Source organism: Halomonas piscis (assembly GCF_031886125.1).
Lineage (GTDB): Bacteria > Pseudomonadota > Gammaproteobacteria > Pseudomonadales > Halomonadaceae > Vreelandella > Vreelandella piscis.
On the sequence record NZ_CP119391.1, the window covers coordinates 858,173 to 879,684 of the forward strand.

The window sequence follows — 21,512 nt, forward strand, 5'->3', positions numbered from 1 at the left end:
TGCCCCTATCCTGCCAATACCCCTGCCATGAAACGTCAACAGACCCTAAGAGCTTATCGTCAGTCAATAACCCGACAGTCAGCCAGCGTTCGGCTGGCCCCCGTGCTGCATGAAAAGAAGGCCGGTTACGGCTCGGAGCAGGCTCAGAACATGCGGTTGCCACGTCGAGAAGAAGGTAGTCATTGTCTTTTCCTTATGCTGTTGAAATTGATTAAGAAAGCTTGGTGTGCCCGGGCCTTGCTCAGCCCGGGCCCGCCGATGGTGCAAGGCTGCGGTTACTACTGATAGCTCAGGTCTTCGTGCGCATGCCCCGCCCGGGCAGGCGCTCGCGGTCGTGGGGGCGTTCAAGGTCAAGAAGCGGCCCCTTGGGCACGATGCCGTTGGGGTTGATGGTGTCGTGGCTCATGTAATAGTGGCGCTGGATATGGTCGAAGTTCACCGTCTCCTTGACCCCCGGCCACTGGTACAGCTCGCGCAGGTAGTGGGACAGGTTGGGGTAGTCTTCAATCCGGCGCAGGTTGCATTTGAAGTGCCCGTGGTAGACGGCGTCAAAGCGCACCAGGGTGGTAAACAGGCGAATATCGGCCTCGGTCAGCCACTCGCCGGCAAGATAACGGTGCTCGGCAAGCCTTGCTTCCATGCGGTCCAGCGCCTCGAACAGGGCCACGACGTGCGTCTCGTAAACGTCCTGCTCGGTGGCAAAGCCGGCTTTATACACGCCGTTGTTGATGTGGTCGTAGACATCGGCGTTGACGGCATCGATGGTCTCGCGAAGATCCTGCGGGTAGAAATCCAGCCGGTTACCGGTGAGCTCGTCAAACGCCCCGTTGAGCATGCGCACAAGCTCGGCCGACTCGTTGTTGACGATGCGCCCGTCGCTCTTGTCCCACAGCGCCGGCACCGTTACCCGCCCGGTGTACTCCGGGTTGGTCAGAGTGTAGAGCTGGTGATGATAGTCAACGCCGTTGACCGCATCGCCGCTGGAGCCTTCGTCCAGGTGGTAGGTCCAGCCCTTTTCTCGCATCAGCGGGCTTACGTGGGAGACGCCGAACAGCGGCTCCAGCCCCTTCAGCTTGCGCATGATCAGCACGCGGTGCGCCCAGGGGCAGGCAAGCGACACATAAAGGTGAAAGCGGTCCGCCTCGGCCGCCACGCCCGGGTGACCATCCGCGGTAGGCTTGCCGTCTGACGTTACCCAGTCGCGCAGCTTGGCGGATTCGCGCACAAACTCGCCGCCGTGCTTTTTGGTGTCGTACCACTGATCGTGCCATTCGCCGTTGATCAAAAGACCCATGGTGATTCACTCCGTATGCAAATTATCTGGGTGGGGTGTCAGGCCAGAAGCCGTGAGGGAGAGCGCTGCCCTCCCTCCACCACTCGGACTTAGCGGCCGAGCTTAGAAACTGAGCTTAGCGACTGAACTTAGCGACTGAGCTTTGCCGCCACCTTGGCCACGTGCTCGCCCTGGAAGCGGGCAATGGCCAGTTCGCGCTCGTCGGGCTGGCGCGAGCCGTCGCCGGCGGCAATGGTCGAGGCACCGTAGGGCGTGCCCCCGCCGACCTGAGAGATATCAAAAAGCTCAGAGGTTGCGTAGCCGATCGGCACAATTACCATGCCGTGGTGCGCCAGGGTGGTCCAGGTGGATGCAATGGTGGTTTCTTCACCGCCGCCGGTGCCGGTCGAGGTAAAGACGCTGGCCACCTTGCCCACCAGGCCGCCGTTGACCCAGAGGCCGCCGGTCTGATCGAGGAAGGTGCGCATCTGGCCGGACATGTTGCCAAAGCGCGTGGGCGTGCCGAAGATAACCGCGTCGTACTCGGCAAGTTCCGCCGGTGAAGCGACCGGGGCATCCTGATCGGTCTTGCCGCCGGCCGATGCAAAGGCGTCAGCCGGCATGGTTTCGGGGACGCGCTTGACCGTGACTTCGACGCCGTCTACCCGGCGTGCGCCTTCGGCGACGGTGTTGGCCATGGTTTCGATATGGCCGTACATGGAATGATAGAGCACCAGTACCTTGGTCATTGTTGTTGCCTCCTGGGGAATACCCCCTGCTGTTTGGTTTACAGAACCTAGCCTAGCTGTTCTATTGCGTGAGAAAGTGGCACTATTCCACGCATAAAGAACGGATAATTCGATCAATTGCCGTATCGTTCGGCCATGCGCGGTGATATCCAGCCAGCGCATCGATCCGCGAGTGTTTCATGATCCAGAGAGTTCCCCGTATCAGCCTCGAGCAGTGGGCGATACTGCAGGCGGTGGTGGATGAAGGCAGCTATGCCAGGGCCGCCGAGGCGCTCAGCCGCAGCCAATCATCGGTCAGCTATGCGCTGAAAGGCCTACAGGAACAGCTGCCTGTTGACGTGCTGACGATTCAAGGGCGTAAGGCGACGCTGTCGCCGGCGGGCGAAACGCTGCTGCGACAGGCCCGGGTGTTGATCGAAGACGCCTTGAGTCTCGAGTACCTGGCCAGCAACCTGGCCGAGGGCTGGGAAACCGAGGTTCGCCTGGCGGTAGAAGCCATCTTTCCCACGGATCTGCTCAGCCGGGCCATGGCCGCTTTTGTGCCTGAGAGTCGGGCGTCAAGGGTGCAGCTCATCGAGTCGGTGCTGTCCGGCACCCAGGAGGCCCTGCTCAACGGGGAAGCGGATCTGGCCATTACCCACCGCCCTCCGCCCGGTTTTCTCGGGCAGCCGCTGCTGGACGTGACCTTTCTCGCGGTGGCCCATCCCCGGCATCCGCTTCACCAGCTCGAGCGCGACCTGACCCACCATGATCTGCGCGCCTATCGCCAGTTCGTGGTTCGGGATTCGGGGCTCAGGCGCCGTCAGGATGCGGGCTGGCTCGCCGCCGAGCAGCGCTGGACCGTCACCCAGCTCAACACCTCGGTGCAGTTCGTCAGGGACGGACTGGGGTTTGCCTGGCTACCCTACGGCCACATCCGGGAAGAGCTGGAAGCGGGCAGCCTGAAGCGCCTACCGCTGATCGAAGGCGGCCAGCGCAAGGAGGCGCTGTTTCTGGCCTACGCCAATCGCGACGCGGCAGGCCCGGCCACTCGGGCCCTGGCGCGCTCCCTGAAAGTGGCCTGCCGACAGCGAGGGTAAACCTTCTGTTACGCTGCACGCCCGCACCCCGTCATCGCCACCATGGAGATTCGCATGAAAATCCCTGCTTTTCTGACGCTTGCATCAACCCTGCTCGTTTCCGCCTGCGCCAGCCCCCCCCAGGAGAAGGCGGATGCCCCAGCGCCCGAAGCGGCAGCGTCAACGGCCACCGTGCATACCTATCGGTGCGAGAGCGGCGAAACCATCGCCGCCGCTTATCCCTCCACCGACTCGGCCAGGGTCGAATACAAGGATCGTCGCGACGACATGCAAATCGCGGTTTCCGGCAGCGGCGCGCGTTACGCGGGTGACGATCTGGAATGGTGGACAAAGGGGATCAGCCCCGGCTCCGAGGGGATTCTTTTCCGTCACCTGGCCGACGGCACCACCGGTGAGCGCCTGGAGATCTGCGAGGCATCCTGAGAGAGCGGTCGGAAAGGGGCTCAGGGATGAGCGAGGCTCGTACAAGGCTTGCGCTGGCAGCATCGAGCCAGGTCATTACACCACACAGACTGAACAACGGGAGGCAGCATGGCACGGGTACTCTGTCAACTACCTCTGCCTAAAGGCAGAGGCTTGTGAAAGCAAGCCCGGTTGACCAGGGAAAGCGGTAGCCAGTCCGCTACGTTGATAATAGGTCGTCAAGACTCACCAGTGGATGCTTCCTCAGTCTGCTGCTCTGAAAGGTCGGGATCATGCTGGCGCAAGGTAAAATGCCGGAGGTCTTGACCGCTGCCGCCAAGCAGGAGCCGGTTATCGACATTCCCGAGGGGAGACAGGGCGCAAGCCCTGCGTCACAAGGCCCGTAAGGGCACTTATCAAGGAGGAAATCGCATGGCGGTTTTCGTATTGGACAACCGCAAGCAGCCGTTGATGCCGTGCAGCGAAAAGCGTGCTCGGTTGCTGCTGGAAGACGGTCGCGCCGTGGTGCATAAACGCTACCCGTTCGCGATCCGGCTCAAGGATCGGGTGGGCGGCGACACACAACCGCTGCGTTTGAAGCTTGATCCGGGTAGCAAGACCACGGGGCTGGCGGTGGTGCGTAAAGCCGGCGACGGCCAGCATGTCCTGTGCCTGTTTGATCTGGTGCATCGCGGCTTTCAGATCAAAAAAGCCCTGGAGCAACGCGCCACGTTTCGGCGTCGCCGCCGCTCGGCCAATCTGCGCTACCGCGCCCCGCGCTTTGATAATCGCATTCGGCCCAAAGGTTGGCTGCCCCCTTCATTGCAGCATCGGGTCGATACCGTCACAGCTTGGGTGGAATGGCTACGCAGACTCGCTCCCATCACCGCGCTGGATCAGGAGTTGGTGCGCTTTGATACCCAGCGGCTCGACAACCCCGAGATAAGCGGCGTTGGATACCAGCAAGGGACGCTGTTGGGGTACGAGGTGCGCGAGTACCTATTGGAGAAATGGGGCCGGGAATGTGCCTATTGTGGGGCCACGGACACACCGCTGGAAATCGAGCATGTTGAACCACGCAGCCGTGGCGGTTCCAACCGCGTCAGCAACCTGTCATTAGCCTGCCATGCCTGCAATCAAGAAAAGGATCGGCAAGCATTGACTGATTTTTTTGCCACGGCGAGGGGGCTTCGTCGCCGCTTGAAACAACATGGACATACCGCTGACATACGGCTTGAGCGAGTACAGCGCCAACTCAAGCAACCGCTACGCGATGCCAGTGCGGTCAATGCGACCCGTTGGGCGCTGTTCACCGCGCTCAAGGCCATCGGCTTACCTGTCACGGTCGGCACGGGTGGCCGTACCAAATACAACCGCCAGCGCCTCGGTATTCCCAAAACTCACGCCCTGGATGCCGCTTGCGTCGGCCCAATGGACGCCCTGCACCACTGGCAGGTGCCCACTCTGACGATCAAAGCCACCGGGCGCGGCGGTTATCAACGCACTCGGCTGACTCGACACGGTTTTCCTCGGGGTTACTTGATGCGCCAAAAGCAGGTTAAAGGCTTTCAAACGGGCGATATGATCACGGCCCTCGTGCCCACAGGTAAGAAAGCCGGCACGCATATCGGTCGTGTGGCCGTGCGCAAAACCGGCAGCTTCAACATCCAAACCCAACAAGGGGCAGTGCAAGGCATTTCGTACCAATACTGCACCCTGATTCAACGCGGTGATGGCTACGGCTATCACTCCACACCATCCATTAACCACCAGGGAGGAGCGGGACAGACGGTGGTGTAGTCCAGGTCGCCCTGCGGGCGACGCGTTATCCCTCCCGGCACTCAACGTACCGGGTATCCCGCGCAAATTCTGATGAACTCTGCGGCATCGAGGAAGGGCTGCGTTTCTCGCCTTTCTGCTGGCGGATTCGCTATGCGCTGGCGCACAAGGGGCTCGAGGCGGAGACGCGACCCTGGCGCTTCACCGAGAAGGAAGCGCTGGCCTTCGCCCGCCACGACAAGGTGCCGGTGCTGGTCGACGGGGACGAGGTCGTCACCGATAGCTACGCGATCATGAGCTATCTGGATCGTCGCTACCCCGAGGCGCCGCTGCTGGGGGAAGGCATGGCCGAGACGCCCGGCGCATTGTCGATGTCGAGAAGGGCTAGCGATGTCGAGAGTGCCTAGCGGCGCCGTTTGCGCGACTCCCGGGTGCGGTTGAGCTCGCGCTTTTTGGCCTTGGCCTTGTCGCTTGCGCCGGCCATGGGGTCGTAGGGGTTGTCCCCGGAGCGGAACTCGAAGCGCATGGGCGTGCCGCGCACCTTGAGCACCTTGCGAAAGGTGTTGGTCAGATAGCGACGGTAGGCGTCGGGCAGCGCGCCGGTCTGGTTGCCGTGAATCACGATGATCGGCGGATTGCTGCCGCCCTGGTGGGCCATGCGCAGCTTGATGCGCCGGCCGTGAACCATGGGCGGGGCGTGCTGGGCCACGGCGTCCTGCAAAAGCGTGGTCAGGCGATTGGTGGACCAGCGTGCGTGAGCGGCTTCGAAGGCGCGCTCGACGGAGGGGTAAAGATCGCCCACGGCGGTGCCGTGCAGCGCGGAAATGAAGTGCAGCTCGGCGTAGTCGGCAAAGCCCAGCCGGCGCTTGATCTCGGCGCGCATCCTGTCCCGGGCTTCGCTTTCCAGCCCGTCCCACTTGTTGACCGCCAGCACCAGCGCGCGGCCGGTGGTGAGCACGTAGTCGAGCAGGTGCAGATCCTGCTCGACCAGGCCGGTGCGGGCGTCCAGCACCATGATCGCGACGTGGCATTCCTTGATCGCGTCCAGGGCCTTGATGATCGAGAACTTCTCGGTGGCTTCGCGCACATTCTTGCGCCGCCGCACGCCGGCGGTGTCGATCAGCACGTAGGGCTTGCCGCGCCGCTCGAAGGGGATCTCGATGGCGTCCCGAGTGGTGCCGGCCTCGTCGAAGACCACCACGCGGTCTTCGCCGAGCAGGCGATTGACCAGGGTGGACTTGCCCACGTTGGGCCGGCCGATGACGCCGATGCGGATGCCCTTGGTGCCGGTGTCGGCGGGGATCGACTCGTCGCGCTCGGGAAAGGGCGCCAGCACCTGGTCGACCAGCGCGGCGACGTTGCGCCCGTGGGCGGCGGCAATGGCGTGGGGGTCGCCAAGCCCCAGGGCCCAGAAGTCGGCCATGGCCGAGTGCTCTTCCAGGCCGTCGGTCTTGTTGACCACAAGCCAGGTCTTTTTCTGGTTGATCCGCAGGTGGTTGGCGATGGCTTCGTCGGCGACGTTGAGCCCGGTGCGGCCGTCGACCATGAACAGCACGATATCGGCCTCGTCGATGGCCGCCAGCGACTGTTCGGCCATGGCCGCGTCGATGCCGTGCTCGTCGCCGCTGATGCCGCCGGTATCGATCACCGTGTAGGCCTTGCCGCCGAGCATGCCGTTGCCGTACTTGCGGTCCCGGGTCAGCCCCGGAAAATCGGCCACCAGGGCGTCCCGCGAGCGCGTCAGGCGGTTGAACAGGGTGGATTTGCCCACGTTGGGGCGGCCGACCAGCGCAATAACCGGGGTCATGGGGAGACGTCCAGAGTGTCCAGTGTGCCGTCGTTGGCGAGCACGTGAATGGTGCTGCCTTCGGTGACGGGCGTCACGCTGATGCCGGAGCGGTCAACGCGGGTGCGTCCCACAAGCTCGCCCTTGCGAGCGTCGAGCAGGTGCAGATAGCCTTCGAAATCTCCCACCACCAGGCGGCCGTCGGCAAACGCCGGGGCGGTGAGCCAGCGGCCGGTGAGGTCGTCGTTTTGCCACACTTCGTTGCCGCTCTGGGCATCCAGGGCGAGCACGCGGCTGTCGTCGGTGACCACGAACAGGTAGTCCCCCACCATCAGCGGGGTATGCCGGCTGGAGAGCTCGCGCTCCCAGAGCAGCTGGCCGCGGGTGGCCTCCAGGGCCATCAGGCGGCCGTTGTAGCTGGTGACGTAGAGCCTGCCGTCCGGGGTCAGCAGAGGCTGGCCGGTCAGATCCACCAGGCGGTCGACTTCGGTGCGCCCCTGGGGAATGGCCACCTGCTGCTGCCACAGCGGATCGCCGGTGCGGTTGTCCAGGGTCACCAGGCGGCCGTTGGCAAAGCCGGCAAAGGTGACAGGTTCAATGGTCTGGGGCGTGCCGGTACCGCGCAGGGTCAGCGCCGGCGGGTTGCTTTCGTAGGACCAGCGGGTATCGCCGGTCTGGCGGTCCAGGGCGGTGACCTGGCCGTCGGTGCTCTGGACGATCAGCAGGTCGCGATTGGGCTGCGGGGCAGCCAGCACTTCGCTGGAGGCCCGGGCGCGCCACTGCTCGCTGCCGTCGTCCTGATTAAGGGCGATGACGTCGCCGTTCTTGCTGCCCAGGTAAACGTGGCCGGCAACCGCGGAAAGCCCGCTGGAAACGGGGCTGTCAAGCCTTGTTTCCCATTCGCGCTTGCCGCTGTCGGCGTCCAGCGCCACCACCAGGCCGCGGGCGTCGGCGGCGAACAGGGTGTCGCCGTCCCGGGCCGGCGTCAGCGGATAGCGCGCTCGTCCAAGGCCGTCGCCAATGCCGGTGTCCCAGCGGGTATCGAGGGTGGAGGTGGCGTCGATGTCGGCGAGCGGCTTGGGCGTGTAAAGCGGCTCGCCCTTGCTGGCGCAGCCGGTAAGCAGAGCTATGGCGCCGGCGCCCAGCGTCAGGCGCAGGGGGCGAGAAAAGCGAGTGGCGATCATGACGTAGCCTCGTCGTTGCCCTGCGTAGGGGAAACGGGCGGGGTGGGTTCGGATGCGGATGCCGAGAAAGCGGCATCGGACATGCCGGCATCGGAGGTGTCGGCCTCGGGGATGTCGGCGCCCGAGACGCCGGAGCGGGGCTTCTTGGCGCCCAGATCGTCAAGCTTCAGAGCAACGCCGTAAAGCGGCTGGTCCTGCTCCTCGGCAAGCGTTTGCGCCTGTTGCCATTCGCGGCGGGCGTCGTCCTTGCGCTCCAGCGCCAGCAAGGCGTCGCCGCGCACGTTGTGACGCTGGGCGGTAAGCGGATCGGCCACGTTGTCATCCAGCCGGTCAAGCGCCCGCTGCGCTTCGCCGGCGGCAACGTCCAGCCGCGCCAGGCGCAGCCGGGCCAGGCTCTGAACGTAGTCCCGGGAGGATGCGTCGAGCGCCTGCTCCAAAGAGGCGCGGGCGCCGTCCAGATCGTCCTGCTGTACGGCCAGGCGGGCGTCGAGCAGCAGCGCAAGCTCGGCGTATAGCGAGCCGCCGTGGCTGTCGACCAGCTCCTCGGCGGTGCTGCGGGCGTTTTGCAGCGCCTGTTCGTCGGCCGATTCGTCGGCATTCAGGCCCGCGGTTTCGGCAATCAGCTGCTGGTAGCGCAGGGAGGCGGCCTCGGCCTGGCCGTCCTGGTAGTTCTGCCACGCCTTGAAGCCAAACACGCCGGCCCCGGCGATCACCAGGCCTGCTATCAGCGAAGTGCCGTTTTCCTTCCACCAGCGCTTGATCGCGTCCAACTGTTCTTCTTCGGTTCTCAGCTCCGCCACGGGCGGCCTCCTTGAAACTGTCTATGACGGCTATGACGGGCAAGTTTCCACGCCGGCGAGCGGCTTCAGCTACCGTCCCGAGTGTTGCCCAGCAGTGACGCCAATGCGGGGGCCAGCTCGCTTTGCGCCACGCGCCGCTGCTCGCGGTCGTCGCGCAAGAACTTCAGCGTGACGGCCTGCCCGGCGCGCTCGTCCTCGCCCAGCAGTATGGCCAGCGGGGCGCCGCTTTTATCGGCCTTCTTCATGCGGCTTTTGAAACTGCCGCCGCCGCAGTGCAGGGTCAGGTTGAGATCGGGCAGGGCGGTACGCAGCCGCTCGGCCAGGGCCAGCGCTTCGGGCGTCGCGGCGTCGTCCATGGGCACCAGATAGGCGTCGCAGCCGCCAAGCGCGGCGCCGGGAATCAGCGCCAGGGTATCGAGCAGCAGAATCAGCCGCTCGATGCCCATGGCAAAGCCCACTGCCGGGGTGGGCTTGCCGCCCAGCTGTTCGACCAGGCCGTCGTAGCGCCCGCCGGCGCACACGGTGCCCTGGCTGCCCAGCGCATCGGTGGTCCATTCGAACACGGTGCGCGAATAGTAATCCAGTCCGCGCACCAGCCTGGGATTGATCACGTAGCCGATGCCGACGGCGTCGAGCATGGCCTTGAGGCGCTCGAAGTGCTCCCGGGAGGCCTCGTCCAGATGATCGATGAGCCGGGGGGCGCCGGCAATGACCTCGGCCATGGCCGGGTTCTTGGAGTCCAGGATGCGCAGCGGGTTGGTGGTCAGACGGCGTCGGGAGTCCTCGTCGAGCACCTCGAGGTGCTGCTCGAAATAGGCCACCAGCATCTCGCGGTAGGCCGCTCGGGCCTCGGCCGAGCCCAGCGAGTTGAGCTCGAGGGTGACGTGGTCGGCAAGCCCCAGCTCCTGCCACAGCCGCGCCGACAGCAGGATGACCTCGGCGTCGATGTCCGGGCCCTCGAGGCCGTAGGTTTCCACGCCGATCTGGTGAAACTGGCGATAGCGGCCCTTTTGCGGACGCTCGTGGCGGAACATCGGCCCTTGATACCACAGCCGCTGGGTCTGGTTGTGCAACAGGCCGTGCTGCATGGCCGCCCGCACGCAGCTGGCGGTGCCCTCCGGGCGCAGGGTGAGGCTGTCGCCGTTGCGGTCGTCGAAGGTGTACATCTCCTTTTCGACGATATCGGTGACTTCGCCGATGGAGCGGGCGAACAGCGCCGTCTGCTCCAGAATGGGCGTGCGAATTTCGGCAAAGCCGTAGCGGGCCATCAGGTCGCGGATCCGGGCCTCAAAAAACTGCCAGCGCGGGCTGTCTTCGGGCAGCAGGTCGTTCATGCCGCGAATTGCCTGGATCTTTCGCGCGGTGTAGGGGGCTGCGGTCTGGCTCAATGGGAACTCCTTGTGTGTCGCAGCAGGCTACACGCTGCGGGCGATGGTATCTTTTTCGCGCTGCTGCTTTTCGCGCACCTTGTCGCGGATCAGCCGTTCGAGATCGTCGATGAGGTTGTCGTTGCGCAGCTTCTGCGCCGGCTTGCCGTCGAGGTACAGCAGGTTGGCGGGGCTGCCGCCGGTGAGGCCGAGATCGCTTTCCTTGGCTTCGCCCGGGCCGTTGACGATGCAGCCGATGATCGATACGTCCAGCGGCGTCATCACGTCTTCCAGGCGCTCTTCGAGCTGGTTCATGGTATCGATGACGTCAAAGTTCTGCCGCGAGCAGCTGGGGCAGGCGACAAAGTTGATGCCCTTGGTACGCAGCTTGAGGCTCTTGAGCATGTCAAAGCCGACCTTGACTTCTTCCACCGGGTCGGCGGCGAGCGATACCCGCAGGGTGTCGCCGATGCCTTCCATCAGCAGCATGCCAAGGCCGATGGAAGACTTGACCGTGCCCGAGCGCAGGCCGCCGGCCTCGGTGATCCCCAGGTGCAGCGGCTGCTCGATGCGGCTGGCCAGGTCGCGGTAGGCGGCCACGGCCATGAAGACGTCGCTGGCCTTGACGCTGACCTTGAAGTCGGCGAAATCGAGCCGGTCGAGATGGTCGATGTGGCGCAGCGCGGACTCCACCAGCGCCTCCGGCGTGGGCTCGCCGTACTTGCGCTGCAGGGACTTTTCCAGCGAGCCGGCGTTGACGCCGATGCGCATGGGGATGCCGCGGTCCCGAGCGGCGCTGACCACCGCGCGCACGCGGTCTTCGCGACCGATGTTGCCGGGGTTGATGCGCAGGCAGTCGACGCCAAGCTCGGCCACGCGCAGGGCGATCTTGTGGTCGAAGTGGATATCCGCCACCAGCGGTACATTGACCGCCTGGCGGATGCGGCCGAAGGCCTCGGCGGCGTCCATGGTGGGCACCGAGACGCGGACAATATCGGCGCCGGCGGTTTCCAGCTGGCGCACCTGACGAACGGTGGCGTCAACGTCAAGGGTGTCGGTGTTGGTCATACTCTGTACGGCAATGGGGGCATTGCCGCCGATGGGGACGTTGCCGACGTGGATCTGGCGCGAGGCGCGGCGTTGAATAGCATTCGGGGCGTGCATAGGGCGGATCACTCTCCCAGGGTAAAGCGGGCGACGTTATTGGCGCCGGCGTGCCGGGCAAGGTCGATGACCTCGCCCCGGTAGCGCAGCTCGACGCCGGTAGCGTTGCCGACGGTTAAACGAAACGGCGGCTGGCCTTCCACGCTGGCTTCGGTGCCGGGCTCTTGCAGGCCGACAAATACGCGGTTGTCGCCGGCATCGAAAATTTCCGTCCACGATTGCTGATTGAACGTCAGCGCCAGGGTAGTGGCGTCGGCGTCGGCGTCGCTGTCGGCGCTGGCGTCTGCTGTCTCTTCCTCGTCGGCGCCGGCTACGCCGGTGGCGGCGGCCAGCGCCTCCTCTGACGGCGCCGCGGGAGCGGTGTCGACGGGGTCTGTGTCGACAGCCTCCGTTTCGACAGCATCGACTTCGGCGGCGCTACCGGCCTTTGCCGTGCTTTCAGCGGCGCTTTTGGCAGCGGTGTCAATGTCGTCGGCGGCGTCGCCGGCAGAGGCCGGCGGCATTTCGGCCGCTGCCGAGGTGTCGGGTGCCGTCATGGAGCCTTCATCCAGGCTCGGCGGGGCGCTGCCGCCGCGGCTTTGCCACCAGGTCACGGTGACGCCGATCAGCCCGGCGATGACCAAAAGCGTCACCAGTTTGAACAGAATGCCGCCCAGCCGCGAGGGCGGGCGGGTCACCGATACCGGCTTGATGTCCCGCGCGGTGGCCGGGGCGCCGTGGCGGGCCTCGTAGGCCTTGAGTACGGGGTCGTCATCCATGCCCAGGTAGCGGGCGTAGGTGCGCAGGTAGCCGCGGCGATAGGTGGCCACGGGGATTTCAGCGTAATGATCCTGCTCCAGCCCCGAGACCACGGCCGGGCGCAGGTGCAGGGCGTGCGCGGCGTCCCTGAGGGCAATACCCTGGCGCTCCCGCTCCCTGCGTAACAGTTCGCCGGGGGAAACCCCGAGCCGGTCATCGGCGTATTCGTCGTGATGTGTGTCGCTCATGGCTGAGCATCCTCAAAACGGTGATCAGGGCGTTTCGCCCGTGCTTGCAAGCTGGCGCCGATACTTGCCGGCGAGTTCGCTGTCGCCGCGCTCAAGAGCCAGCTCCGCGGCCATTTCCAGGGCTTCGCGGGTGGGCCGGCCCAGCCGCAAGAACCGCTGCAGCGGCGCCCAGGCCCGGGCGTGATGGCCCTGTTGGAATTCCAGCCGGGCCAGCTGCCAATAGCTGCGCGCGTAGCGCGGGTCGAGCTGGCCGGCCCGCTTCAGGTTTTCCCGGGCACGCTGCGGCTGGTCCATGGCGCTATAGCACTGTCCCAGGTTGGTGAAAAGCCGGGCCCGGTGCTCGTACTGGGGGTCCTGGGCGGCCTTTTCGAGCTGCTGACAGGCGCGCTGATAGTTCCCCTGCTGGTAAAGAAAGGCGGCGTAGTTGTTGCGCGCGCGAGTAAAGTCGGCGTCGGCGGCGAGCGCTTTCTGGAACTGCTCGGCGGCCAGCTCATCCTCGCCCTGGCGCTGGTAGACAAGCGCCAGGGCCTGCAGCGTTTCGGGATTGCCGGGATCATGCTCTTCGGCCCGGTCCAGCGCGTTGAGCGCGCGCTTCAGGTTGTTCTGCTCCAGATAGGCAAGCCCCAGCCGGGTGTAGGCGCTGCCGGCATCCGGCGTGTCCGGGGAGGAAAGCGATGTCGAGGCGCAGCCGGAAAGCCACAGCGTGCCGACAAGAACAAAGGCGGCAGGCGCCTGGGCAATGTGCGGTAACGGGCGGCGGCAAAGCATCGTTATCCTCATGGTGGCAGTCCGAACGACGTCGTGAGTCTCGGCAAAAGGCGCGAAGCGACCTCCAGCGCCGCACCAAGGGCGCGTTCATCAAAGCGCTGTGCCCGGCACAAGTCAAGGCGGTACGGGGTGACGCCTAGTTGGCGTCAAGCTGTACCGACTGAATGTAGCGGGCCTGACGCTTGGTCCGGTCTTTCACTCGGCCGACCAGCTGGCCGCAGGCGGCATCGATGTCGTCTCCCCGAGCCATGCGGATCGGCGCGGTGTAGCCCAGCTCGTCAAGCCAGCGCTGAAAGCGCACGCACTGATTGCGCGACGGCGTTTCGTAGCCCGAGTGGGGAAACGGGTTGAACGGAATCAGGTTGATCTTGCACGGCAGCCCTTCCAGCACCTGGGCAAGCTCGGTGGCATGCTCCTGCTGATCATTGACCCCCGAGATCAGGGTGTATTCGATGGTCACCTGGCGGTTTTCCGGGCTTTTGTCCAGGTAGCGCCGGCAGGCGTCCAGCAGCGTGGCGATGTTGTACTTGCGGTTCAGCGGCACCAGCTCGTTGCGCAGCTCGTCGTTGGCCGCGTGCAGCGAAATGGCCAGGCTTACGTCGATGTCGTCGCTGAGCCTGTCGATCTTGGGCACCACGCCCGAAGTGGAAAGCGTCACCCGGCGCTTGGACAGGCCGTAGCCGTCGTCCTCGAGCATCAGCTGCATGGCCGGCACGACATTGTCGTAGTTCAGAAGCGGCTCGCCCATCCCCATCATGACCACGTTGGTCACCGGACGTTGGCGGCTGTCGTTGCGCGGCACGTCGCTGCGCGAGGCGACCCACACCTGGCCGATGATTTCCGCGGCGGTGAGGTTGCGCTGAAAGCCCTGCTTGCCCGTGGAGCAGAAGCTGCAGTCAAGCGAGCAGCCCACCTGGGACGATACGCAAAGCGTGCGCCGCTTGCCGTTGTCCGCGGGGATCAGCACGGTTTCCACGTAGCTGCCGTCCTCGACCTCCAGCACCCACTTGCGCGTACCGTCCCTGGAGGCGCCTTCGTAGACCACCGAGGGGCCGCGCACCTCGGCCAGGCGCGCAAGCTTTTCGCGCAGCGCCTTGGACAGGTTGGTCATGGCGGCAAAGTCGTCGCAGCCTTCGTGGTGCATCCACTTCATCAGCTGGGCGGCGCGGAACTTCTTTTCGCCGATGGAGAGAAAAAACGCCTCCAGCTGCGTCCGGGACATGCCCAGCAGATTGACGCGCTCGGGGGCCTGCCCCGGGTTGACGGACGTCGCGCCTGGGGTAGTGGTAACAGATGCGTCTTGGGAAGCGGCAGTGGTCATGGCAGTCAGCGTCAAAAGAAAAGGCGGGAGCCGGGCTCCCGCAAAAATGGCCGGCAACGTGCAAGCTGCCCTGCAGCGCGCTTAGCGCGGGCAGATTTCGTCGTTGTCGAAGAAGTAGGCAATTTCACGCTCGGCGCTTTCCACGGAGTCGGAGCCGTGAACGGCGTTGGCGTCGATGGTCTCGGCAAAGTCGGCGCGGATGGTGCCGGCTTCGGCTTCCTTGGGGTTGGTCGCCCCCATCAGGTCGCGGTTCTTGGCGATGGCGTCTTCGCCTTCCAGCACCTGTACCACTATCGGGCCCGAGGTCATGAAGCCGACCAGGTCGTTGAAGAAGGGGCGCTCCTTGTGTTCGGCGTAGAAGCCGCCGGCGTTTTCTTCGGACAGCCGGATCATCTTGGCCGCGACGACCTTGAGGCCGGCTTTTTCAAAACGGGCGATAATCTCGCCGATGGCATTTTTGGCGACAGCGTCGGGCTTGATGATGGACAGCGTGCGTTCGTTCGCCATGTAACATCTCTCCTGATTCGGACGTAGTAAAAGTAGGGCTTAATGGGTTGCGTCTATCGCAAGTCAGCTTGACGGATCGGGACGCCTGGGCGTCAGGCTCCAGCGTCAAGCGCCGCTTTCTTTCAGCCTTGCAGACGGCAGCGGCAAGGTCCCGCCGCCGGCGCGGCGAGGCCGGGTCGGCGGCGGAGTGGCGCGATTATAGCGCTTCATCAAGGCCGTGAATACTGCCCGTGCCGGCGGGCGGCTAGACGGTAAAGCTTTCGCCGCAGCCGCACTCGTCGGTGACGTTGGGGTTGTTGAAGCGAAAGTAGCGGTTGAGCCCTTCGTTGACGTAGTCGACTTCGCTGCCGTCGAGCATGTTCAGCGCGTCCGGGGCGACAAACACCTGAGCGCCGTGGTCCTCGAAGCGGGCATCGTCCGGGGCGGCCTCGTCGGCAAAGTCGAGCACGTAGCTGTAGCCGGAGCAGCCGGAAGGCTTGACCGATACGCGCAGGCCAAGGCCTTCGCCGCGCTCGGCGAGGACATGCTGAATCTGCTCGGCAGCAGCGGGCGTAATGTTGAGCGTGGCCATGGTGACCTCCTGTTGAAGCCGTCGTTCGTTGTTTCTACTGGTGTCGTTTCTACTGGCGTCGTTGCTACTAGCGTCGTTACCACTAGTATTGTAACTCTTGGCTGTGGCGCGGGTTAGCCGCACGGCGGAGGGCTATCCCCGCAGGCCGGTGACGGCGTGCTGCAGCACGCCCACGGCGTGATCGACGTCGGCCGCAGTGGTAAAGCGACCGAAGCTGAATCGCAGCGAGGAAAGCGCCAGCCGGCGCGGCACGCCGACGCCCAGCAGCACGTAGGACGGCTCGACGCTTGCCGAGTTGCACGCCGAGCCGGTGGATACCGCCACGTCGCGCAGCGCCATCAGCAGCGACTCGCCGTCCACGCCGCCAAACGCGACGTTGATGATGTTGGGCAGGCTTGCCTCGCTTGCCGCATTGCGGTGAACGTCATCCAGTTGGGCAAGCCCGTCGAGAAAACGTTCGCCAAGCGCTGCGATATGCGCCTGGTCGGCCTCGCCCTGCTGCACCATCAGAGCAAAGGCTTCGCCCATGCCGGCAATCTGGTGCGTGGGCAGCGTGCCCGAGCGCATGCCGCGCTCGTGGCCGCCGCCGTGAATCAGCGCCTCCACGCGGATGTCCGGGTGGCGCTTGACGTAGAGCGCGCCCACGCCCTTGGGGCCGTAGGCCTTGTGCCCCGAAAGCGACATCAGGTCGATATCCTGGGCGCCGACGTCCAGCGGCACGCGGCCGATGGCCTGGGCGGCGTCGGTATGGAGGGCGGCGCCAAACTCGTGGGCCACATCCGCAAGTGCGGCGATATCGTTGACGCTGCCCAGCTCGTTGTTGACCGTCATCAGGGAGACCAGCGCGGTGTCGTCGCGCATGGCGTCGCGCAGCTGCTCCGGGGTAACGCGGCCGTCGCCGCCGGGGGTGATCCAGGTCACCTCGAAGCCTTCGGCCTCCAGGGCATGCGCGGTATCCACCACGGCCTTGTGTTCGATGGTGGACGTCACCAGATGCATGCCGCGCTCGCGGTTGGCGCGCATGAACCCCGTCAGCGCCAGATTGTCGGCCTCGGTGGCGCCGCTGGTCCAGACGATTTCGCGCGGGTCGGCGCCGATGGCGTCGGCTACCTGGCGGCGCGCCTGCTCGACTACCTGTTCGGCCTGCCAGCCGAGCATATGGCTGCGCGAAGCGGGGTTGGCGTAGAGCTGGTCAACCGTCAGATAGCGCTGCATCACGGCGGCCACGCGGTCGTCGACCGGCGTGGTGGCAGCGTAGTCGAGATAAACGGGCAGCGTGGGTGTGGTCTGTGGCATCTTGTTTCACATCGGTCAGTGGGCGCGGGCAGAACGGCGCTAGGGGGCTGACGCGGGGATGGCGTCGTCCAGGCGCGCCTGCTGGCGCCGGGCAATATGCTGGATATCGGGGCGCGTGGAAAGCTGTTCAAGCGTTATCCCGTCGAGAAACTCGCGGATCTGCCCGGATAGCTCGCACCACAGGTGATGAGTCAGGCAGGTATCGCCCTGCTGGCAGTCGGAAAGCCCCTGGCAGCGGGTAGCGTCCACGCTTTCGTCGACGGCGTCCACGATGCTGGAAAGGCAAATGGCGCGGGGCTCCCGGGCCAGCCGATAGCCGCCGCCGGGACCGCGCACGCTAGTGACCAGCCCGGCCCTGCGCAGCCGGGCAAACAGCTGCTCCAGGTAGGCAAGCGAGATGTCCTGGCGCCTCGCTATGTCGCCAAGGCTGATCGGCGCGGTCTCGACGTTGAGCGCCAGATCCAGCATGGCGGTAACGGCGTAGCGCCCTTTGGTGGTTAAACGCATAGGCTGATCGAACGCATGGCGAACCCCGGCTGCTCCACTGAGCGCGCTGATGGCAAAATCGAATCCATTATGGGAAAGCCCGAGCGCAGCGGTCAACCTTGGTCCGAGGCGTCGTCGGATGTGCGAGTCCGACTGCGGTGGTTGGCCGTGTGTTCGGCGCATTCGCTGGCGGCTTCGCCGAGCACGTCGGCAAAGTCCTCGCTGCGCAGCTCGGGAAGCTCGCCCTTGCGGTAGCTGGTATCCAGCCGGGTCAGGGTCGAGCACATTTGCTCGATGCGCTCATCCACCGCGTGCATGTGGTCGAGCATGGCCTGCATCGAGCGGGCCACCGGGTCGGGCATGTCCTGGCTGACGCCGTAGGCATCAAAGCCGAATTTCTGGCGCATGGCCTCCCGCCGGTCGGGATCGACGTCCATGGACTGCTCGCTATCGGGCTCGGCGCGCTTGACGATCTTGCCGGGGATCCCCACCACCGTCGCGCCTTCGGGAACGTCCTTGGTAACCACGGCGTTGGAGCCGACCTTGACGCCGGCATCCAGCGTAAGCGGGCCGAGTATCTTGGCTCCGGCGCCGACGATCACGCCGTCGCCCAGGGTCGGGTGGCGCTTGCCCTTGTGCCAGCTGGTGCCCCCGAGCGTCACGCCGTGGTAAAGGGTGACGTCGTCGCCGATCAGCGCGGTTTCGCCGATGACCACGCCCATGCCGTGGTCGATGAAAAAGCGCCGGCCGATGGTGGCGCCGGGGTGAATTTCGATGCCGGTGAGAAAACGGGCAAAGGTCGAAAGCGTCCGCGCCAGCCACTTGGCGCCCTTGTTCCACAGCCAGTGGTGGAAGCGGTGCAGCAGCAGAGCGTGCAGACCGGGGTAGTTGGTCAGCACCTCGAAAAAGTTGCGTGCGGCCGGATCGCGGGCAAACACGCTGTTGATATCTTCGCGCAGGCGTTTAAACATGCGACCTTTCCTTCAGTGGGTGGGCGTCCGGCAGCAGGGCCAGAAATCATAGACTGGCGGCGCCGAGCGCCGGATTCAAGGGCGTGGCGGCGGGCCGGCCTTGTCGGTGACCGCCTTGTTCGTTGCCGTCAGGATGCCCCGCAGAATGTTGAGTTCGATTCGGCGCGGACGGGCGCGCAGGTAAAGCCGGCGCAGACGCGCCATGAGCTGGCGCGGCTTTTGCGGGTCGTGAAAGCCGATGGTTGTCAGCGTCTGCTCGAGGTGCGCAAAGTAGCGCTCCAGGTCCGCGTGGGAGGCGCGCTGCTCTTCGGATGCAGGGGGCTTTTCTGCCTTTTGGTGGTCGCTGCCCGCCTTTGACGCCTGCTGCTCAAGCCAGGCCATGCGGCATTCGTAGGCGACCACCTGCACCGCCGCGGCCAGGTTCAGCGAGCTGAAGTCGGCGTTGGTGGGAATATGCACGTGGGCGTGGCAGCGGTGCAGCTCGTCGTTGGTCAGGCCGCTGTCTTCGCGGCCGAATACCAGGGCGATGCGCGCCCCCTCCTGACGGCACTCGTCGGGCAGGCGCGCGGCGAGTTCTCGGGGGGAAAGCATGGGCCAGGGCAGGGTGCGCGAGCGGGCGCTGGCGCCGACTACCAGCGTGCAGTCGGCGACGGCCTCGTCAAGGGTCTGGCTCACCCGGGCCTGGTGGAGCAGGTGATCGGCTCCCGACGCCCGGGAAATGCTCTCCTGGTCGATGACCTCGCCGCGCGGGGCGACCAGCGCCAGGTCATCGAGCCCCATGTTGTGCATGGCGCGGGCGACACCGCCGATATTGCCGGAGTGGCTGGTGCCGATAAGAACGGTGCGAAGGCGCTCGAGCATGGCGTGACTCAACGGTGGGAGTGAATGGCGGAAGGGCGCAAGTTTAGCACGACTGCATGGCGCCCGGGCACGGGCTCTGCTAGAATCGCCGCCCCGCGCTTTTGCGCCGTATGGCTATCTGCTAGTGCTTGATCAGGTACTGCCTGCACCGTTCTTTAACAGCCCTGTCTTCCCCTTATCGTCACAAGGTTCGACCCATGAATCCGATGGTTCAGTTCACGCTGCGCGCCACGCGCAAGGCCGCCGATCAGTTTTTACGTATTCGCGAGCGGATTGAAAACGCTCACGACGAAGCCAATCTCGAGCGCCTGCTGACGGACGCCGCCGGCAAGGCCGAGGCCATCATTGTCCAGCAGCTCGAGCGCGGCTATCCCGAGCACGGCGTCGTCGGGCGCTTTACCTCGCACCGCGAGGGGGAAGGCGAAGGGCGGGATACCGTCTGGCACATCGAGCCGCTGCACGGCTATTCCAGCCTTTCGGTCGCCGGGGATAACTTCGCGATCTCGGCGGTCTGCCGGGTGAAAGGTCGGCCGGAGCACGCGGTGATCATCTGCCCCTTCGCCGACGACGAGTATCTGGCCACCCGGGGCGGCGGCGCCCAGCACAACGGCAAGCGCATGCGCGTGAGCAAGCCCAGTGCGGTGGCCGGCACGCGCACGGCGCTGAGCCTGCCGCCGGCCTGGCTGCGTCGTCGCCACCTGCCTGCCTACCTGACGCTAACCCAGCAGCTGGGTCCGAGCGTGGATACCCTGATCGCCCGCGGCAGCGGCCTGCTGGACATCTGCGAAGTGGCCAGCGGACGCGTGGACAGCGCCTTTGTGGCGGGCCTTGAAGAGCAGGACCTGTATGCCGGCACGCTGCTGCTGAAGGAAGCCGGCGCGCTCATCGGCACTCCGGACGGCCAGCCCGCCGTCAAGCCCGAAAGCGTACTGATGGCCGCCGGGCCGCGGCTCTACAAGGCCCTGGTCAAGCAGCTGACGCCGCACTTTTAAAGGCTCGATATACGGTCTGTTGTGGGAGCACCCGGAGGGCTGACATAAACGGACTTCAGTCCGCGAAAGCACTGCCCGGCACAGCATTCGCACAATAAATTGTGCTCCCACCCGGTCAGATATTTCAATGCAAAAAACGCCCCTTCGAGAGACTCGAAGGGGCGTTTGCGTATGCAGCGACGGCTAAAAAGCAAGGCTACCTAGGGCAGCTCCTCTTCCTCGTCGTCCTGGGTTTTCTGCGGCGGAATCAGATCTTCGCGGTTAAGCCTGAGCGGAATCAGCAGCGCCCCGGAAATGTAGACCGAGGAGAAGGTGCCCACCACGATGCCGATGAGCAGGGCAATGGCGAAGTTCTCGATCATGTCGCCGCCGAGAAACAGCAGGGCGAGCAGTACCAGCAGGGTAGTGCCCGACGTCGCCAGCGTCCGCGACAGCGTGGCGTTGATCGCTTCGTTGAAGATCTGCGCCATGTCGGTGATCTGGGACTTGCGGATGGTCTCGCGGATGCGGTCGTAGACCACGATGGTGTCGTTCAGCGAGTAGCCGATGACCGCCAGTACAGCCGCCAGCACCGTCAGGTCAAACTCCAGCCCGAACAGCGCAAACACGCCGATAACCACCACCACGTCGTGCATCAGGGCAAACAGCGCGCCGACGGCAAACTTGTACTGAAAGCGCAGCGCCACGTAGAGCATGACCACGCCCAGCGCCACCAGCATGCCAAGGCCGCTCTGGTCGCGCAGCTGGTCGCCCACCTGGGCGCCGACGAATTCGGCGCGCACCAGGTCGACATTGGCGCCGCTGTCGCGAAGCAGGGTGACGATATCGTTACCCACTTCGGCATCAAAGGCCTGTTTCAGGCGGATCAGCACCTCGGTGGAGGCACCGAAGGTCTGCACGGCGACGTCCTCGAAGCCGTTTTGCTCGAGCGTCTGGCGAATGCCGTCAAGCGCCGGAGCGCTTTGGTAGCGCACCTCGATCAGGGTGCCGCCGGTAAAGTCCAGCCCCAGGTTGAGCTGCTGGGTGAACAGGGCGCCAATCGACACCAGCAGCAGGATGCCGGAGAGGATGAACGCCCAGCGGCGCCCTCCCATGAAGTCGATTTGCCGGTTTGTCAGGGATTTCATTACCACCTCTTAAGTCTGTGCTGTGCGCCGGGCGTCAGAGCCG

At 65.0% G+C, this 21,512-nt stretch carries 22 protein-coding genes and 1 pseudogene; 6 read left to right on the forward strand and 17 right to left on the reverse strand.

Going from position 1 to position 21,512, the window contains the following annotated elements; translation table 11 throughout:
• The first annotated feature begins 27 nt into the window (after nt 1-27).
• Nucleotides 28-285, forward strand: a complete 258-nt coding sequence (locus P1P91_RS04045; RefSeq protein WP_311884700.1) for a hypothetical protein — start codon at nt 28-30, stop codon at nt 283-285.
• A 4-nt stretch (nt 286-289) separates the two neighbouring features.
• Here P1P91_RS04045 and P1P91_RS04050 read toward each other — a convergent pair whose 3' ends face one another.
• Nucleotides 290-1,294 (reverse strand): glutathione S-transferase family protein, encoded by a 1,005-nt coding sequence (locus tag P1P91_RS04050; RefSeq protein ID WP_311884702.1) that lies wholly within the window; start codon nt 1,292-1,294, stop codon nt 290-292.
• 128 nt (nt 1,295-1,422) lie between these two features.
• Entirely contained in the window at nt 1,423-2,022 is a 600-nt protein-coding gene (gene wrbA, locus P1P91_RS04055) for an NAD(P)H:quinone oxidoreductase (RefSeq protein WP_311884704.1), read from the reverse strand.
• A 179-nt stretch (nt 2,023-2,201) separates the two neighbouring features.
• Between wrbA and P1P91_RS04060 the strand changes: the two genes are divergently transcribed.
• The 4 genes and pseudogenes from P1P91_RS04060 to P1P91_RS04075 all read left to right on the forward strand — a co-directional run.
• Nucleotides 2,202-3,101 (forward strand): LysR family transcriptional regulator, encoded by a 900-nt coding sequence (locus P1P91_RS04060; protein WP_311884705.1) that lies wholly within the window; start codon nt 2,202-2,204, stop codon nt 3,099-3,101.
• A gap of 54 nt (nt 3,102-3,155) precedes the next feature.
• On the forward strand, nt 3,156-3,524 hold the full coding sequence (locus tag P1P91_RS04065) for an MliC family protein (RefSeq protein WP_311884706.1): 369 nt from the start codon (nt 3,156-3,158) through the stop codon (nt 3,522-3,524).
• Nucleotides 3,525-3,935: 411 nt separating this feature from the next.
• Nucleotides 3,936-5,303, forward strand: coding sequence for an RNA-guided endonuclease IscB (iscB, locus tag P1P91_RS04070; protein ID WP_311884707.1), 1,368 nt, complete (start codon nt 3,936-3,938; stop codon nt 5,301-5,303).
• A gap of 86 nt (nt 5,304-5,389) precedes the next feature.
• Nucleotides 5,390-5,635, forward strand: a pseudogene (locus tag P1P91_RS04075) (glutathione S-transferase N-terminal domain-containing protein); the annotation flags it as partial.
• Nucleotides 5,636-5,685: 50 nt separating this feature from the next.
• Here the strand turns inward: P1P91_RS04075 and der are convergent.
• The 14 genes from der to trmJ form a co-directional block, all read right to left on the reverse strand.
• Nucleotides 5,686-7,089 (reverse strand): ribosome biogenesis GTPase Der, encoded by a 1,404-nt coding sequence (der, locus tag P1P91_RS04080; RefSeq protein WP_311884709.1) that lies wholly within the window; start codon nt 7,087-7,089, stop codon nt 5,686-5,688.
• Nucleotides 7,086-8,252 carry an outer membrane protein assembly factor BamB gene (gene bamB, locus P1P91_RS04085; protein ID WP_311884711.1) on the reverse strand — a complete coding sequence of 389 codons (1,167 nt, stop codon included), beginning with the start codon at nt 8,250-8,252 and terminating at the stop codon, nt 7,086-7,088. Before bamB ends, der begins: the two co-directional genes overlap by 4 nt.
• On the reverse strand, nt 8,249-9,052 hold the full coding sequence (locus P1P91_RS04090) for a YfgM family protein (protein ID WP_311884713.1): 804 nt from the start codon (nt 9,050-9,052) through the stop codon (nt 8,249-8,251). Before P1P91_RS04090 ends, bamB begins: the two co-directional genes overlap by 4 nt.
• Nucleotides 9,053-9,117: 65 nt before the next feature.
• Nucleotides 9,118-10,386 (reverse strand): histidine--tRNA ligase, encoded by a 1,269-nt coding sequence (hisS, locus tag P1P91_RS04095; protein WP_311885687.1) that lies wholly within the window; start codon nt 10,384-10,386, stop codon nt 9,118-9,120.
• A gap of 81 nt (nt 10,387-10,467) precedes the next feature.
• On the reverse strand, nt 10,468-11,583 hold the full coding sequence (gene ispG / locus P1P91_RS04100) for a flavodoxin-dependent (E)-4-hydroxy-3-methylbut-2-enyl-diphosphate synthase (protein ID WP_311884715.1): 1,116 nt from the start codon (nt 11,581-11,583) through the stop codon (nt 10,468-10,470).
• Between the two features lie 8 nt (nt 11,584-11,591).
• Nucleotides 11,592-12,569, reverse strand: a complete 978-nt coding sequence (locus P1P91_RS04105) for a RodZ domain-containing protein (RefSeq protein ID WP_311884717.1) — start codon at nt 12,567-12,569, stop codon at nt 11,592-11,594.
• Nucleotides 12,570-12,593: 24 nt separating this feature from the next.
• A complete protein-coding gene (pilW, locus tag P1P91_RS04110) occupies nt 12,594-13,349 on the reverse strand; it encodes a type IV pilus biogenesis/stability protein PilW (RefSeq protein ID WP_311884719.1) in 756 nt (251 codons plus the stop codon).
• A 124-nt stretch (nt 13,350-13,473) separates the two neighbouring features.
• On the reverse strand, nt 13,474-14,559 hold the full coding sequence (rlmN, locus tag P1P91_RS04115; RefSeq protein WP_311885689.1) for a 23S rRNA (adenine(2503)-C(2))-methyltransferase RlmN: 1,086 nt from the start codon (nt 14,557-14,559) through the stop codon (nt 13,474-13,476).
• Nucleotides 14,560-14,739: 180 nt separating this feature from the next.
• Entirely contained in the window at nt 14,740-15,165 is a 426-nt protein-coding gene (gene ndk / locus P1P91_RS04120) for a nucleoside-diphosphate kinase (RefSeq protein ID WP_311884721.1), read from the reverse strand.
• A 244-nt stretch (nt 15,166-15,409) separates the two neighbouring features.
• The gene (locus P1P91_RS04125; RefSeq protein WP_311884723.1) at nt 15,410-15,736 is read right to left on the reverse strand and encodes a HesB/IscA family protein; all 327 of its coding nucleotides are present in this window, start codon (nt 15,734-15,736) and stop codon (nt 15,410-15,412) included.
• A gap of 132 nt (nt 15,737-15,868) precedes the next feature.
• Nucleotides 15,869-17,032 (reverse strand): aminotransferase class V-fold PLP-dependent enzyme, encoded by a 1,164-nt coding sequence (locus P1P91_RS04130; protein WP_311884725.1) that lies wholly within the window; start codon nt 17,030-17,032, stop codon nt 15,869-15,871.
• A gap of 39 nt (nt 17,033-17,071) precedes the next feature.
• Nucleotides 17,072-17,539 carry an Rrf2 family transcriptional regulator gene (locus P1P91_RS04135; protein ID WP_311884726.1) on the reverse strand — a complete coding sequence of 156 codons (468 nt, stop codon included), beginning with the start codon at nt 17,537-17,539 and terminating at the stop codon, nt 17,072-17,074.
• A gap of 92 nt (nt 17,540-17,631) precedes the next feature.
• Nucleotides 17,632-18,489, reverse strand: a complete 858-nt coding sequence (gene cysE / locus P1P91_RS04140; protein WP_311884728.1) for a serine O-acetyltransferase — start codon at nt 18,487-18,489, stop codon at nt 17,632-17,634.
• 75 nt (nt 18,490-18,564) lie between these two features.
• Complete coding sequence (gene trmJ, locus P1P91_RS04145) at nt 18,565-19,350, reverse strand: tRNA (cytosine(32)/uridine(32)-2'-O)-methyltransferase TrmJ (RefSeq protein WP_311884729.1); 786 nt, start codon at nt 19,348-19,350, stop codon at nt 18,565-18,567.
• Nucleotides 19,351-19,547: 197 nt separating this feature from the next.
• Here trmJ and P1P91_RS04150 point away from each other — a divergent pair, with 197 nt between their 5' ends.
• Nucleotides 19,548-20,342: an inositol monophosphatase family protein gene (locus P1P91_RS04150; protein WP_311884730.1), complete on the forward strand. Its 795-nt coding sequence runs from the start codon at nt 19,548-19,550 to the stop codon at nt 20,340-20,342.
• Between the two features lie 200 nt (nt 20,343-20,542).
• Here P1P91_RS04150 and secF read toward each other — a convergent pair whose 3' ends face one another.
• Complete coding sequence (secF, locus tag P1P91_RS04155; RefSeq protein ID WP_311884731.1) at nt 20,543-21,469, reverse strand: protein translocase subunit SecF; 927 nt, start codon at nt 21,467-21,469, stop codon at nt 20,543-20,545.
• Nucleotides 21,470-21,512 lie beyond the last annotated feature (43 nt).

Bases quoted from the DNA above. Each gene is read 5' to 3' on its own strand.
- P1P91_RS04150 (WP_311884730.1), top strand. From the start codon at position 19,548: ATGAATCCGATGGTTCAGTTCACGCTGCGCGCCACGCGCAAGGCCGCC.
- ispG (WP_311884715.1), bottom strand. From the start codon at position 11,583: ATGCACGCCCCGAATGCTATTCAACGCCGCGCCTCGCGCCAGATCCAC.
- wrbA (WP_311884704.1), bottom strand. From the start codon at position 2,022: ATGACCAAGGTACTGGTGCTCTATCATTCCATGTACGGCCATATCGAA.
- P1P91_RS04125 (WP_311884723.1), bottom strand. From the start codon at position 15,736: ATGGCCACGCTCAACATTACGCCCGCTGCTGCCGAGCAGATTCAGCAT.
- secF (WP_311884731.1), bottom strand. From the start codon at position 21,469: ATGAAATCCCTGACAAACCGGCAAATCGACTTCATGGGAGGGCGCCGC.
- ndk (WP_311884721.1), bottom strand. From the start codon at position 15,165: ATGGCGAACGAACGCACGCTGTCCATCATCAAGCCCGACGCTGTCGCC.
- P1P91_RS04105 (WP_311884717.1), bottom strand. From the start codon at position 12,569: ATGAGCGACACACATCACGACGAATACGCCGATGACCGGCTCGGGGTT.
- P1P91_RS04135 (WP_311884726.1), bottom strand. From the start codon at position 17,539: ATGCGTTTAACCACCAAAGGGCGCTACGCCGTTACCGCCATGCTGGAT.
- hisS (WP_311885687.1), bottom strand. From the start codon at position 10,386: ATGAACGACCTGCTGCCCGAAGACAGCCCGCGCTGGCAGTTTTTTGAG.
- rlmN (WP_311885689.1), bottom strand. From the start codon at position 14,559: ATGTCCCGGACGCAGCTGGAGGCGTTTTTTCTCTCCATCGGCGAAAAG.
- cysE (WP_311884728.1), bottom strand. From the start codon at position 18,489: ATGTTTAAACGCCTGCGCGAAGATATCAACAGCGTGTTTGCCCGCGAT.
- P1P91_RS04130 (WP_311884725.1), bottom strand. From the start codon at position 17,032: ATGCCACAGACCACACCCACGCTGCCCGTTTATCTCGACTACGCTGCC.
- pilW (WP_311884719.1), bottom strand. From the start codon at position 13,349: ATGAGGATAACGATGCTTTGCCGCCGCCCGTTACCGCACATTGCCCAG.
- P1P91_RS04060 (WP_311884705.1), top strand. From the start codon at position 2,202: ATGATCCAGAGAGTTCCCCGTATCAGCCTCGAGCAGTGGGCGATACTG.
- iscB (WP_311884707.1), top strand. From the start codon at position 3,936: ATGGCGGTTTTCGTATTGGACAACCGCAAGCAGCCGTTGATGCCGTGC.
- trmJ (WP_311884729.1), bottom strand. From the start codon at position 19,350: ATGCTCGAGCGCCTTCGCACCGTTCTTATCGGCACCAGCCACTCCGGC.
- der (WP_311884709.1), bottom strand. From the start codon at position 7,089: ATGACCCCGGTTATTGCGCTGGTCGGCCGCCCCAACGTGGGCAAATCC.
- bamB (WP_311884711.1), bottom strand. From the start codon at position 8,252: ATGATCGCCACTCGCTTTTCTCGCCCCCTGCGCCTGACGCTGGGCGCC.
- P1P91_RS04065 (WP_311884706.1), top strand. From the start codon at position 3,156: ATGAAAATCCCTGCTTTTCTGACGCTTGCATCAACCCTGCTCGTTTCC.
- P1P91_RS04045 (WP_311884700.1), top strand. From the start codon at position 28: ATGAAACGTCAACAGACCCTAAGAGCTTATCGTCAGTCAATAACCCGA.
- P1P91_RS04050 (WP_311884702.1), bottom strand. From the start codon at position 1,294: ATGGGTCTTTTGATCAACGGCGAATGGCACGATCAGTGGTACGACACC.